Annotated in this window: 11 protein-coding genes; 6 read left to right on the forward strand and 5 right to left on the reverse strand. The window is 61.6% G+C overall.

The window, feature by feature from the left end:
• The first annotated feature begins 97 nt into the window (after positions 1–97).
• From AMK00_RS03685 to AMK00_RS03710, 6 genes are all read left to right on the forward strand, one after another.
• Positions 98–1,459: an ABC transporter substrate-binding protein gene (locus AMK00_RS03685; RefSeq protein WP_064800709.1), complete on the forward strand. Its 1,362-nt coding sequence runs from the start codon at positions 98–100 to the stop codon at positions 1,457–1,459.
• 175 nt (positions 1,460–1,634) lie between these two features.
• Complete coding sequence (locus AMK00_RS03690; RefSeq protein ID WP_064809607.1) at positions 1,635–2,648, forward strand: carbohydrate ABC transporter permease; 1,014 nt, start codon at positions 1,635–1,637, stop codon at positions 2,646–2,648.
• A 1-nt stretch (position 2,649) separates the two neighbouring features.
• Complete coding sequence (locus AMK00_RS03695) at positions 2,650–3,813, forward strand: carbohydrate ABC transporter permease (RefSeq protein ID WP_064800711.1); 1,164 nt, start codon at positions 2,650–2,652, stop codon at positions 3,811–3,813.
• 33 nt (positions 3,814–3,846) lie between these two features.
• Positions 3,847–5,499 carry a beta-galactosidase BglA gene (bglA, locus tag AMK00_RS03700; RefSeq protein WP_064809608.1) on the forward strand — a complete coding sequence of 551 codons (1,653 nt, stop codon included), beginning with the start codon at positions 3,847–3,849 and terminating at the stop codon, positions 5,497–5,499.
• A 21-nt stretch (positions 5,500–5,520) separates the two neighbouring features.
• Entirely contained in the window at positions 5,521–6,609 is a 1,089-nt protein-coding gene (locus AMK00_RS03705) for an ABC transporter ATP-binding protein (protein ID WP_064809609.1), read from the forward strand.
• 176 nt (positions 6,610–6,785) lie between these two features.
• Positions 6,786–7,139: a hypothetical protein gene (locus AMK00_RS03710; RefSeq protein WP_020920408.1), complete on the forward strand. Its 354-nt coding sequence runs from the start codon at positions 6,786–6,788 to the stop codon at positions 7,137–7,139.
• Positions 7,140–7,223: 84 nt separating this feature from the next.
• Here AMK00_RS03710 and edd read toward each other — a convergent pair whose 3' ends face one another.
• The 5 genes from edd to AMK00_RS03735 all read right to left on the reverse strand — a co-directional run bounded on the left by edd (position 7,224) and on the right by AMK00_RS03735 (position 14,183).
• Positions 7,224–9,044 carry a phosphogluconate dehydratase gene (gene edd, locus AMK00_RS03715; protein ID WP_064809610.1) on the reverse strand — a complete coding sequence of 607 codons (1,821 nt, stop codon included), beginning with the start codon at positions 9,042–9,044 and terminating at the stop codon, positions 7,224–7,226.
• Between the two features lie 79 nt (positions 9,045–9,123).
• On the reverse strand, positions 9,124–9,822 hold the full coding sequence (pgl, locus tag AMK00_RS03720) for a 6-phosphogluconolactonase (protein WP_064809611.1): 699 nt from the start codon (positions 9,820–9,822) through the stop codon (positions 9,124–9,126).
• A 10-nt stretch (positions 9,823–9,832) separates the two neighbouring features.
• Complete coding sequence (zwf, locus tag AMK00_RS03725; protein WP_064809612.1) at positions 9,833–11,308, reverse strand: glucose-6-phosphate dehydrogenase; 1,476 nt, start codon at positions 11,306–11,308, stop codon at positions 9,833–9,835.
• Positions 11,309–11,442: 134 nt separating this feature from the next.
• The gene (locus AMK00_RS03730) at positions 11,443–12,738 is read right to left on the reverse strand and encodes an NAD(P)/FAD-dependent oxidoreductase (RefSeq protein ID WP_064811633.1); all 1,296 of its coding nucleotides are present in this window, start codon (positions 12,736–12,738) and stop codon (positions 11,443–11,445) included.
• Between the two features lie 8 nt (positions 12,739–12,746).
• Positions 12,747–14,183, reverse strand: coding sequence for a glutamine synthetase family protein (locus AMK00_RS03735; protein WP_064809613.1), 1,437 nt, complete (start codon positions 14,181–14,183; stop codon positions 12,747–12,749).
• Positions 14,184–14,219: the final 36 nt, after the last annotated feature.

A 14,219-nucleotide genomic window follows, 5' to 3' on the forward strand; every position in this document is an offset into this window, starting at 1 on the left:
TCCACTGAAAGTGAAATGAGTTGGGTGTCAAAGCGCTTTGAAATTTCTTTTTGCGAGGAATTCGGCGCGGTTGGGATTGTGATGGGAGGTTGATCACATGAAAAAGTCATTTTTGATGGGCGTTGCCGTTGCGGCGCTGTTTGCCGGTGCTGCGTCCGCGGCCGATCTGAAATTTGCCCCGGGACAGGATTCCAAGTTCAACTGGAAGAGCTATGACGAATTCAAGGCCGCGCACGCGGATCTGAAGGGTCAGCCGCTGACGATCTTCGGGCCGTGGCGCGGCGAGGACGAGGCGTTCTTCAGGAGCGTTCTCGCCTATTTCACCGAAGCGACCGGCATCGACGCGAAATACTCCTCTTCGGAAAACTACGAACAGCAGATTGTCATCGACACGCAGGCGGGCTCGCCCCCGAATATCGCCGTTCTGCCGCAGCCGGGCCTTCTGGCCGATCTCGCCGGCAAGGGCTTCCTGACGCCGCTCGGCGACGACAATTCCAAGTGGATCAAGGACAATTACGGCGCCGGCGACAGTTGGGTCGGTTACGGCACCTACAAGGGCAAGGACGGCAAGGAAGCCTTCTACGCCTTCCCTTACAAGGCTGACGTCAAGTCGCTTGTCTGGTATGTGCCGGAGAACTTCGAGGAAGCTGGTTACAAGATCCCGACGACCATGGAAGAGTTGCATGCCCTGACCGATCAGATCGTCAAGGACGGCGGCGTTCCCTGGTGCATCGGTCTCGGTTCCGGCGGCGCCACCGGCTGGCCGGCGACCGACTGGGTCGAAGACATCATGCTGCGTACCCAGCCGCCGGAAGCCTACGACAAGTGGACGACCAACGAGCTGAAGTTCACCGATCCGGCCGTCGTTGCCGCGATCGACGAGTTCGGCAAGTTCGCCAAGAACGAGAAATACGTCGATGGCGGCGTCGCGGCCGTGGCTTCGACCGATTTCCGCGACAGCCCGAAGGGCCTCTTCGCCGTTCCGCCGAAGTGCTACATGCACCATCAGGCCTCGTTCATCCCGTCCTTCTTCCCCGAAGGCACGAAGCTCGGCCAGGATGCCGACTTCTTCTATATGCCGACCTACGCCTCGCATGCCGACCTCGGCAAGCCGGTTCTCGGCGCCGGCACGCTCGTCTCGATCACCAAGGATTCGAAGGCGGCCCGTGCCTTCATCGACTTCCTGAAGACCCCGATCGCGCATGAGGTCTGGATGGCGCAGTCGAGCTTCCTGACGCCGTACAAGGGCGTCAGCACCGACGCCTATGCCAATCCGCAGATGAAGAAGGAAGGCGAGATCCTGACGTCCGCCACCACCTTCCGCTTTGACGGTTCCGACCTGATGCCGGGCAAAATCGGCGCCGGCGCCTTCTGGACGGGCATGGTCGATTTCGTCGGCGGCAAGTCCGCAGAAGAAGCTGCCGGCGAAATCCAGAGCGCCTGGGACGGCATCAAGTAATCGTTCAGATATGCCGCCGGTTTGCCGGCGGCATGGCCTGCATGACTGGCCGGGTTCGCAAAGAGCCCGGCCATCGCGGGTATATTGTGACTAAGCATATTGCCGGTGATCGGCCTTGACCCGTCAGAATGAAAACCGGCCGGAATAAGATCAGGGGAAGCAGGGGAGGGACGTAATGCTGTTGCAGATAGTGTCCGCTTTGGGCGTCGTGGTCGCCGCCGTTGTCGCGTGCTCGGCCTATTTCTATTTTTCGAACAAGATCCTGGACTTCGCTCTGCCGGTCAAGGATGGCGACATCCGCGCCGCCTCGCGCAATCTCAACCGGCGCGCGGTCATCCGGCCATGGCTGTTTCTCGGCCCGGCGCTCTTCCTGCTTTTCGTCTATCTCGTCTACCCCGTCGTCGCCACCTTCATTCTCTCCTTCTACGACCGCACCGGCCAGCAATTCGTCGGCGTGGCCAATTACAAATGGGCGATCGGCGACCGCGAATTCCGCCAGTCGATCTTCAACAACATCCTCTGGCTCGCCGTCGTACCGGCCGCCTGCACCTTCTTCGGCCTGGTCATCGCCGTGATGACCGATCGCATCTGGTGGGGCAATATTGCCAAGAGCATCGTCTTCATGCCGATGGCGATCTCTTTCGTCGGCGCCTCGGTCATCTGGAAATTCATCTATGAATATCGCGGCGGTAACGACGTCCAGATCGGCCTGTTGAACGCAATCGTCCAGTTGTTCGGCGGCACGCCCGAAGTCTGGATTTCGGTACCCTTCTGGAACAATTTCTTCTTGATGATCATCCTGATCTGGATCCAGACCGGTTTTGCCATGGTTATCCTGTCGGCGGCGCTACGCGGCATCCCCGAGGAGACGATCGAGGCCGCCGTCATCGACGGCGCCAATGGCTGGCAGATCTTCTGGCGCATCATGGTGCCGCAGGTCTGGGGCACCATCGCCGTCGTCTGGACGACGATCACCATCCTCGTCCTCAAGGTCTTCGACATCGTGCTGACCATGACCAACGGCCAGTGGCAGACGATGGTGCTGGCGAACCTGATGTTCAACTGGCTGTTCCGCGGCGGCGGCGATTCCGGCCGAAGCGCCGTCATCGCCATCATCATCATGCTCGCCGTCACGCCGATCATGATCTGGAACGTGCGCCGCGCCAACCGCGAACTGAAGGGCCATTGAGATGACCGCTGTCGGAAGCTACTTCAAGATCGGCCCCGCCCGTCTCTTCGTTCACCTTGCCGTTCTGCTGATCGTCATCATCTGGCTGATCCCGACGCTCGGCATCTTCGTCAGCGCGCTGCGCGACAAGGACCAGATCGTCGTCTCCGGCTGGTGGACGGCCTTTGCCGGCTCGACCCAGACCATCGCCGTCCGCCTGGGCACGCCGGATCAGCAACAGCAGGAAGGCGCCACTTACGTCATTTCAGGCAATGTACTGGAAGGGCAGACCGGCCGCTCCGTAAAGGCCTTCGGCAACCGCGTACAGCAGCCGGCCGCTTTTGAAGCCGGTGAGACCGCCGATCTCGGCGATGGCGAGAGCCTGCAGATCAACAGCGACGGCAGCTATCGCTACATGAAGAACACGGCCTTTTCGCCTGACGAGCGGCCGCGGCGCATGTACGTGTCCGTCTCCGCGCCACCGGAGTTCACGCTGCAGAACTACAAGACGGTTCTGACCGGCGAAGGCATCGGTCAGTCCTTCATCAATTCGCTGACGGTGACGATCCCGGCAACGATCATCCCGATCCTGATTGCCGCTTTTGCCGCCTATGCCTTGAGCTGGATGGAGTTTCCCGGCCGCGGGCTGCTGATTGCGCTCGTCGTCGGCCTCATCGTCGTGCCGCTGCAGATGTCCCTGATTCCGCTGCTTCGCCTCTACAACGAGATCGGCAATATGCTCGGCCAGCCGTCGAAGACCTATCCCGGTATCTGGTTCGCGCATACCGCCTTCGGCATGCCGCTGGCCATTTTTCTTCTGCGGGCCTATATCGCCGGCCTGCCGAAGGAGATCATCGAATCCGCCCGCGTCGACGGCGCAAGCGACTTCGAGATCTTCGTTCGTATCGTTTTGCCCTTGTCCTTCCCGGCACTCGCCTCCTTCGCCATTTTCCAGTTCCTGTGGGTATGGAACGACCTGCTCGTCGCCATGGTCTTCCTCGGCACCGACCAGGATCACCTCGTGCTGACCGGCAGGCTGAACGCGCTGCTCGGCTCGCGCGGCGGCAATTGGGAGATTTTGACGGCGTCGGCCTTCGTCACTATCGTCGTGCCGCTGCTGGTCTTCTTCGGACTGCAGCGTTATCTGGTGCGTGGTCTGCTGGCGGGTTCGGTCAAGGGCGGCTGACAATCCCCCGAAATGTGACGAACAGGATATCTCATGAACGTGGCTTCCCAATCGATCTTGACCGCCGACAAGGACTGGTGGCGCGGCGCGGTGATCTATCAGATCTATCCGCGTTCCTACCAAGATTCGAACGGCGACGGCATCGGCGACCTCAAGGGCATCACCGCCCGCCTGCCGCATGTGGCAAGCCTCGGCGTTGACGCGATCTGGATCTCGCCGTTTTTCACCTCGCCGATGCGCGATTTCGGTTACGACGTTTCCGATTACGAGAATGTCGATTCGATCTTCGGCACGCTGGTGGATTTCGATACGATGATCTCAGAAGCCCATCGCCTCGGCGTCCGGGTGATGATCGACCTCGTCATCTCCCACAGCTCCGACCAGCACCCCTGGTTCGTGCAGAGCCGTTCCAGCAAGACCAATGCCAAGGCCGACTGGTATGTCTGGGCCGACGCCAAACCCGACGGCTCGCCGCCGAACAACTGGCTGTCGATCTTCGGCGGTTCCGCATGGGCGTGGGATCCGACGCGCATGCAATATTACCTGCACAATTTCCTGACCTCGCAGCCGGATATGAACCTGCATAATCCGGAAGTACAGGACCGTCTGCTCGATGTCGTGCGCTTCTGGCTCAACCGCGGCGTCGACGGCTTCCGCCTCGACACCATCAATTTCTATTTCCACGACCCGCTCTTGCGCGACAATCCGGCGCTCGCACCCGAGCGGCGCAACGCATCGACGGCGCCTGCGGTCAATCCTTATAATTTCCAGGAGCATATCTACGACAAGAACCGGCCGGAGAACCTTGCCTTCCTGAAGCGCTTTCGTGCGGTGCTTGAGGAATTCCCGGCGATCGCCGCCGTCGGCGAGGTGGGCGACAGCCAGCGCGGCCTCGAAATCGTCGGCGAATATACCTCCGGCAACGACAAGATGCACATGTGTTATGCCTTCGAATTCCTGGCGCCCGATCCGCTGACGCCGGAGCGCGTCGAGGAGGTGATGGAGGATTTCGAAGCTGCCGCCCCCGATGGCTGGGCCTGCTGGGCCTTCTCCAATCACGACGTCATGCGTCACGTCAGCCGCTGGGGTGGGCTGGTCGCCGATCACGACGCCTTCGCCAAGCTCTATGCCTCGCTGCTCTTGACGCTACGCGGTTCCGTCTGCCTCTATCAGGGCGAGGAACTGGCTCTGACGGAAGCCGATCTCGCCTATCAGGATCTGCAGGATCCCTATGGCATCCAGTTCTGGCCGGAGTTCAAGGGCCGCGACGGCTGCCGTACGCCGATGGTCTGGGACAGCCACGTCGCCCAGGGCGGTTTTTCAACCGTCAAGCCCTGGCTGCCGGTGCCGGTCGAGCACATCCTGCGCGCCGTCAACGTCCAGCATGGCGACGAGACTTCGGTGCTCGAGCACTATCGCCGCTTCATTGCCTTCCGCAAGCTGCACCCGGCCTTTGCCAAGGGTGAGATCGAATTCGAGGAGGCGCAGGGCGACAGCCTGGTCTTCACCCGCGAATACGCCGATGAGAAGCTGCTCTGCGTCTTCAACATGAGCCCGGCCGAGACCGGCGTCACTCTGCCTGCGGGAGAATGGCAGGCATTGACGGGCCATGGCTTTACCAGCAACAACTATGGCGACAAGATCGATATTCCGGCCTGGGGGGCGTATTTCGCCCGTCTCGCCTAAGGATCAGGAGGGGAGTGACAAATGACTGGACTGACACTGAAGGACATCCGCAAATCCTACGGTTCCGTGGATGTTCTCCATGGTATCGACCTCGATATCAAGCAGGGCGAATTCATCGTCTTCGTCGGTCCGTCCGGCTGCGGCAAGTCCACGCTTCTGCGCATGATCGCCGGTCTCGAGGCGATTACCGGCGGCGAGATGTATATTGACGGCCAGCTCGTCAATGACGTGCCGCCCTCGAAGCGCGGCATCGCCATGGTCTTCCAGTCCTACGCGCTCTATCCTCACATGACCGTCTACGACAACATGGCCTTCGGCATGAAGATCGCCGGCGAAAGCAAGCAGGAGATCGACCGCCGCGTCCGCGCGGCGGCCGAGAGCCTGCAGTTGACCAAATATCTCGACCGCCTCCCGAAGGCGCTCTCCGGCGGCCAGCGCCAGCGCGTGGCGATCGGCCGCGCCATTTGCCGCGATCCCAAGGTCTTCCTGTTCGACGAGCCGCTGTCCAACCTCGATGCCGCGCTGCGCGTCGCCACCCGTATTGAAATTGCCCGTCTCAACGAGCAGATGGCCGATACGACGATGATCTACGTCACCCACGATCAGGTCGAGGCGATGACGCTCGCCGACCGCATCGTCGTCCTGTCGGCCGGCAATATCGAGCAGGTCGGCGCGCCGCTGGAGCTCTACGAACGCCCGGCTAACCTCTTCGTTGCGAAATTCATCGGCTCGCCCGCCATGAACATCATTCCCGCGACGATCGCCGGGACCGGCAGCCAGACGACCGTGACGCTGACCGGCGGCATGTCGGTGACATTAGACGTGGCGACCGATGCCTCCGAGAAGGGCAGGCAGGCGAGCTTCGGCGTCCGTCCCGAAGATCTGAGGATCGCCGACGGCGCCGACTATGTTTTCGAGGGCGAGGTCTCGATCGTCGAAGCGCTCGGCGAGGTGACGCTGCTTTACATCGAAGGCCTGGTCCCCGGCGAGCCGATCGTCGTCAAGCTGCCCGGCATTTATGATGTCCATAAGGGCCAGAGGATGCGCTTTGCCGCCGACCGGCAGAAGCTGCATCTCTTCGATGCGAGCGGCCACACCTACCGGAAATGAGATCGCCATTTTTGGGGTAATCATCCCCAGAATTATACTTGGCGGACCGAATTCTCACGTTCTGTTAAAGATCGGCTGCTACTTTTTCCTCGTCAATTTATGAGGGGGATAAGCAAGTGGCCGCTTCCAATCCGTCACAGCCAAGATCTCATTTCCTGAGCAAGGAAGAATCCTTCATGTATGACCGCGAGGCGCGGTTCAAGATGGAGGACACAATGAACGCCGCGCGCATCGAATATACGGAAAAGGGCGTCATGCACGCGGCTTCGCGCCGCTGCGATATTGTCCGTATCTCGATGAGCAGCGCGACTCTCGCAATCCTGACCCAGTTCAGCCTGCCGAAGCAGTTCTATCTGGATATTCCGGATGCCCGCATTACCAAGGTCGGCTGCCTGCTGATGAAGGTCAACGCCAACAATACGATCGAGGTTCGCTTCCTGCGCCTGCTGACGCAGAAGGAGCTGAACAAGATCTTCGTCTACAGCACGCACCCCGCGCACAAGGATTACGTCCTCGATATCCGCGCCTGACGGTTAGTCTCGGACCGGTCATAGAAAAACCCGCGGGATGCTTCAGGCGCCCCGCGGGTTTTGTTTATTCAAACTGGTTTGCGCTCAGTGGAAGAGCACGCTGGCGCCCTGATCGGAAGCGCCGACGGCGCGGCGGAAAGGTGCAAAGAGTTCACGGCCCATGCCGAATTCATTGTCGGAAAGATCGATGCTCACCGGCTCGCGCTCGGCCATGTCGGCTGCGTCGACCAGCACTTCGAGCGTGCCCTTGATCGCGTCGAGGCGAATGATGTCGCCGTCCCGGATGCGGGCGATCGGGCCGCCATCGACCGCTTCCGGCGTGACGTGGATCGCCGCCGGCACCTTGCCGGATGCGCCGGACATGCGCCCGTCGGTCAGGAGCGCCACGCGGAAGCCGCGGTCCTGCAGCACGCCGAGCGGCGGCGTCAGCTTGTGCAGCTCCGGCATGCCGTTCGCCTTCGGCCCCTGGAAGCGAACGACGGCGACGAAATCGCGGTTGAGCTTGCCTTCCTTGAAGGCGTCCTGCAGTTCCTGCTGGCTGTGAAAGACGATCGCCGGCGCCTCGATGATATGGCGCTCCGGCTTGACGGCCGAGATTTTGATGACCGCCTTGCCGAGATTGCCGCGCAGCATCTTCAGCCCGCCATTCGCCTGGAACGGCGTCTCGATGCTGGAAAGCACCTTCGGATCGTGGCTCTTATCCGGCGACGGTTCGCGCAGCACCGTGCGGTTCTCGCTGAGCCGGGCATCGACCGTATAGGCTTCAAGGCCCTGGCCGAAGACGGTTCTGACGTCGTCATGCACCAGCCCGTGCTTCAGGAGTTCCTTGATGAGGAAACCCATGCCGCCGGCCGCCTGGAAATGATTCACGTCGGCAAGCCCGTTCGGATAGACGCGGGCAAGCAGCGGCACGATTTCCGAGAGTTCGGCGATGTCCTGCCAGGTGAGCTGGATGCCGGCTGCCCGCGCCATGGCGACGAGGTGCAGCGTGTGGTTGGTCGAGCCGCCGGTCGCATGCAGGCCGACGACGCCGTTGACGATCGAGCGCTCGTCGATCATCTCGCCGGCCGGCGTGAATTCGTTGCCGAGCGCGGTGATCGCTAAGGCTCGCTTGGCGGCTTCGCGCGTCAGCGCTTCCCGCAGCGGCGTACCGGGATTGATGAAGGAGGAGCCCGGCATGTGGAAGCCCATGATCTCCATCAGCATCTGGTTCGAGTTGGCCGTGCCGTAGAAGGTGCAGGTGCCAGGCCCGTGATAGGATTTCGATTCCGCCTCCAGGAGTTCGGCGCGCCCGACCTTGCCCTCGGCAAAGAGCTGGCGCACGCGCGACTTCTCGTCGTTCGGCAGGCCTGTCGTCATCGGCCCGGCGGGAACGAAGATCGACGGAAGATGTCCGAACGAAAGTGCGGCGATGACGAGGCCCGGCACGATCTTGTCGCAGACGCCGAGGAAGAGGGCGGCATCGAACATATTGTGCGACAGGCCGACGCCTGCGGCCATGGCGATCAGGTCGCGCGAGAAGAGCGACAGCTCCATGCCCGGCTGCCCCTGGGTGACGCCGTCGCACATGGCGGGCACGCCGCCGGCGACCTGGGCGACGCCGCCGGCCTCGGCGGCCGCCTCACGAATGATCGCCGGATAGGTCTCGAACGGCTGGTGGGCCGAGAGCATGTCGTTATAGGCGGTGATGATGCCGAGATTGGGGATGCGATCGCCGGCGAGCGCGTCTTTATCGGCGGGGGAACAGATCGCGAAGCCGTGGGCGAGGTTGGCACAGCCGAGCACCGAACGCTGCACACCGTTGGAAGCCGCGGCGCGCAGGCGTTCCAGGTAGCGCTCGCGGGTCGGCTTCGAGCGTTCGACGATGCGATCGGTGATCGCAGAAATGCGTGCATGAGCGGACATGGAAAATCCCTGCCTTGTTCGTTGTCTCTATCTCTTTCGGCGGCTCCGGCCTGAAATCCGGATCCGGGTCTGGGGCCGATCAGGGAGCCCAGTAGATCTCGACCGGGGAAGTGGCCCGGCGCAGAACGGCGCGGATCGGCATTTCTGCCTCGTCACCGCTGCCTTCCGCCTTGGCGAGAACGTCTTTTTTGCCTTCGCCCTCGATATGGAGCACCAGGAGTGCGGCATCCTGAAGACTGGAGAAGGTGAAGGTCAGGCGCGGCTCGCCGGCTCCTTCCGCTTCCATGGTGATGACGCTGCGCGGCGTCGACGCGTCGAGCGCCCGGGCAAGATTGCTGCCGCCGGGGAAGAACGAGGCCGTGTGGCCGTCGCCGCCCATGCCGAGGATGACGACGTCGAAGGGGATGCCGATCTCGGCGCTTTTTTCCGTCGCAAGCCGTGCGGCCTCCTCGACCGAGGCTGCCGGCTGGTAAAGCGGCACGAAACGCGCCGCCTTCGCCTTGTTCTGCAAGAGATTGGCATCGACCAGCAGATGGTTCGAGCGGGCATTATCCGCCGGAACAAAACGTTCGTCCACCAGCGTGATCGTCACCTTGTCCCAGGCGATGTCGCGGGTCGAAAGCGCCTGGAAGAAGGCCTTCGGCGTCGAACCGCCGGAAACGGCGATGGACGCCGCACCGCGCGCGGCGATTGCCGCCGAAAGCGTATCGGCGACCTTATCGGCGAGGCTGCCGGCGAGGTCTGCGGCACTGGCGAAGGAATGCAGGGTCGATGCCATCGATGTCGTCCTAGATGTCGTCATGCCAGGTGCGGCCGTCGCGCTCGATCAGCGCGATAGCCTGGCTCGGGCCCCAGGTGCCGGCCGTATAGCCCTGCACCTGCTGGCCGGTCGTTTCCCAACCTTTGAGGATCGGGTCCACCCATTTCCATGCCGCTTCGACTTCGTCGCGGCGCATGAACAGGGTCTGGTTGGAACGGATCACGTCCATCAGCAGGCGCTCGTAGGCGTCCGGATTGCGGACATTGAAAGCCTGGGCGAAGCTCATGTCGAGCGATACGTTGCGCAGCCGCATGCCGCCCGGACCCGGATCCTTGATCATCAGCGACTGCTTGACGCCCTCATCCGGCTGCAGTCGGATGATCAGCTGGTTGGCGACGATGCGTCCGGCCGCCTGGTCGAAGATCGCATGCGGGATCGGCTTGAAGGTGATGACGATCTCCGACATGCGTCCGGTAAGCCGCTTGCCGGTTCTGATATAGAAGGGAACGCCCGCCCAGCGCCAGTTATTGATCTCGGCCTTGATGGCGACGAAAGTCTCGGTGTTCGAGACGCCGCCTTCCAGCTCTTCGAGATAACCCTTGACCGGGCCGCTGCCCGAAGCGCCAGCGCGATACTGGCCGCGCACCGTCGCCTGCTCGACATTGGAGGCATCGAGCGGCTTCAGGGCGCGCAGCACCTTCAGCTTCTCGTCGCGAACGGCTTCCGAATCCATCGACGAGGGTACTTCCATCGCCGTCAGGCAGAGCAGCTGCAGAATGTGGTTCTGCACCATGTCGCGCAGCGCGCCGGCCGTATCGTAATAGCCGGCGCGACCTTCGAGGCCGACCGATTCCGCCACGGTGATCTGCACATGATCGATATAGTTGGCGTTCCACAGCGGCTCGTAAAGCGCATTGGCGAAACGCAGCGCCATCAGGTTCTGCACCGTCTCCTTGCCGAGATAGTGGTCGATGCGGAAGATCTGCTCTTCCTTGAAGGCGCGGCCGATCGTGTCGTTGAGCTGCAGCGCCGAGGCGAGGTCGCGGCCGATCGGCTTTTCGACAACGATGCGGGTCGACCTGGTGATCAGCTTGTGATCGTGGATCTTTTGCGAAATGTCGCCGAAGATACCGGGTGCTACCGCCAGATAGAAGGCGCGCACCCGGTCCTTGCTTTCGTCGAGCAGTTTCTTCAGCTGATCCCAGCCCGTGTCCGTGCGGGCGTCGACCGAAACGTAGTAAAGGCGGGCACAGAACTTCTCGACTTCCGAGTCGTCGTATTCGGCTTTCTTCAGGTGTTCCTTCAACGCGTCCTTGGCGAACTTGCGATATTCCTCATGCGAAAGCGGGCTGCGCGAGGCGCCGATGATACGGGTCGGTTCCGTGAACTGACCCTCGATCTGGCGATGATAGAGCGCAGGCAAAAGCTTCCGCTCGGCAAGGTCGCCGCTGCCGCCGAAGACGACATAATCAAAAGGCTCAACGGGAATGATCTGGCTGCTCATGAGCTTGTCTCTCAATCAGGCTGGTTGGCGGCCCTTTTAATCTAATCGATTTAAAAAAGCCAGTGTGCAGTGCAATGAATCTGTCAGGCACCGGTTTTAGAGCGAATTTCAATGAGAGGAAATCCGCAATCGGACTAAAACTTGTCGCGAAGCGCAAACCACGACAAGGCGAGGAAAAGCAACGGCGCCCGCATCCGGGCTCCACCGGGAAAGGCGGGAATATCGAGCGATTTGAACAGATCGAGATCGCCGGATTTGCCAAGCACCGTTTCCGCATAGAGCTTGCCACAGTAGTTTGACAGCATGACGCCATGGCCGGAATAACCGCCGATCGAAGTGACACCAGGCATCACCTCGCGCACGAAAAGCTGGCGCGGCATGGTGATGCCGACGCTGCCGCCCCAGGCATGGGTGATCTCGATGTCTTTCAGGTTGGGATAGATTTCTCTGATCTGCCGGCGGATATGCTGAGAAATGTCTCGCGGATTGTCGGCGGTATAGGCCTCGCGTCCGCCGAACAGCAGACGGCCTTCGAATTTACGGAAATAACGCACGACGAAGCGCGAATCGGCGACGGCTTCGCCTCCCGGCAGCACATCGGGATAGCCGTCGAGCGGAACGGTGGCGCCGATGAAGGAGCGGATCGGCATGACATGGCTTGCCGTCACCGGCTCCAGATTGCCGATATGGCCGTTGCAGGCGATCAGCGCCCGGTCGGCGGTGATCGTGCCCTTTTCGGTTTCGATCGTCACCTTGCCGCCGCTTTGGCGGATCGCCTTTGCCGGGGTCATCTCGAAGATGGAAGCGCCGGCGTTGGAGGCCACCCGCGCCAGCCCGATGAGCAGCTTCAGCGGATGAATATGGCCGGTGCCGACATCGCGCACGCCGCAGCGGAAACGCTTCGAGCCGAGCCGCTCCTGTGTTTCCTTCTCATCCATGAAGCTCAAATGCGGATAGTCGTAACGCTCAGCGGCGATTTCGGCATTCTCACGATAGTCGCGTTCGTAGCTTGCCTTGTGCGCGACGTTGAGCTGACCGGGCACATAATCGATCTCGATCTGATGTTCCCGGGCAAAATCGAGAAGATGGCGCTTGGCCGCCTCGGCGACATCGAACAGCGCCTTCGAGCGTTCGTAGCCGATCTTTTCCTCAAGCTCTTCCGGCCACCATCGCTGGCCGGTGCCGAGCTGGCCGCCATTGCGCCCCGACGCTCCGTCTCCGAAGCGCCAGGCTTCGATCAGCACGACGGAAACGCCTGATTTGGCGAGATTATAGGCGGCCTGCAGGCCGGTATAGCCACCGCCGACAATGGCGACGTCACATGTCCTCGAGCCGTCGAGAGCGGCGTAGGTCGGCCGCTCCCCGACGCTTGCCTGATACCAGGATAGCCCGGGCGCAATCGGGCTCTGCCACATCTCCTGCGATGCCATGATATCGCTCACACGTTGAGCAGAAGAAACTCCCGCTCCCAGGGACTGATCACCTGCATGAAGGTCTCGAACTCACCGCGCTTGACGCCGGCGTAAAGGCCGATGAACTGCTTGCCGAACACCTCTTCGAAGGCGGGCTCGTCCTCCATCAGCGCCACGGCTTCCAGCAGGCCGCGCGGCAGGTCGATCGAGCCCTCATTGGCCGAATCCTCGGTCGGCGCCGTCGGCTCGATCTGCCTCATGATGCCGAGCAGGCCGGCGGCAAGCGATGCGGCGAGCGCGAGATACGGATTGGCATCCGAGCTCGGCAGCCGGTTTTCCACCCGCCGCGCCTGCGGATCGGAAACCGGGACGCGGAAGGCTGTCGTCCGGTTGTCGTAGCCCCAGGCGTTGTTGACCGGGCAGGACATGTCGGGCTGCAGGCGCCGATAGGAATTCACATAGGGCGCCAGCATCGCCATCGCGCTCGGCACGAATTTCTGCATGCCGCCGATGAAATGGAAGAATTCCTTCGACGCCGATCCGTCCGCATTGGAGAAGACGTTCCTGCCGGTCTCGATATTGACTACCGACTGGTGGATGTGCATCGCCGAGCCCGGCTGTCCCTGCATCGGCTTGGCCATGAAGGTCGCGTAGATGTCGTGTTTCAGCGCCGCTTCCCGGATCGTGCGCTTGAACAGGAACACCTGGTCGGCAAGCTCGATCGGATTGCCGTGACGCAGGTTGATCTCGAGCTGCGCCGGCCCTTCCTCGTGGATCAGCGTATCGATCTCCAGCCCCTGCTTTTCGGAAAAATGGTAGATGTCATCGATCAGTTCGTCGAATTCGTTGATGCCGGCGATCGAATAGCCCTGGCCGCCGAGGATGGAGCGGCCGGACCGGCCTTTCGGCGGATGCAGCGGATAGTCGGGGTCGTCATTCTTAGCGACGAGATAGAACTCGATCTCCGGCGCCACGATCGGCTTCCAGCCGCGGTCGTGATAGAGGCTCATGATCCGCTTCAAGACGTTGCGTGGCGTATAGGGCACTTCACCCCCGTCCGAATCGACAATGTCGCAGATCACCTGCGCCGTCGGATCGCTTTCCCAGGGCACGACCGACAGCGTCGAAAGATCGGGCATCAGCTTCAGGTCGCTGTCGCGCGGCTCGTAACGGAAGCTTTCCGTCTCCTCGGGATATTCGCCCGAAATCGTATGCCGGTAGATCGCCGAAGGCAGGGCCAGCGAGGTGTTCGAGGTGAATTTGGAACTCGGCATCATCTTGCCGCGCGGAACGCCGGCAAGGTCCGGCGTAATGCATTCGATGTCTTCGATGCCCCTGGCCCTCAGCCACTGCGCTGCTTCCTTCCAGTTCGCAACGCCGCGCAGGGATCCGGGGTCCGGAGGTGTTTTGGTCGAGGCGGGTACGTTTCTGGCAGGCTTCAGCGTCGTCTTTTTTGGGGACATGACACACCGGTTTGGTTGATCGTGGCGCCATCATAG

Source organism: Rhizobium sp. N621 (genome assembly GCF_001664325.1).
In the GTDB taxonomy this organism is placed as follows: Bacteria; Pseudomonadota; Alphaproteobacteria; order Rhizobiales; family Rhizobiaceae; genus Rhizobium; species Rhizobium esperanzae.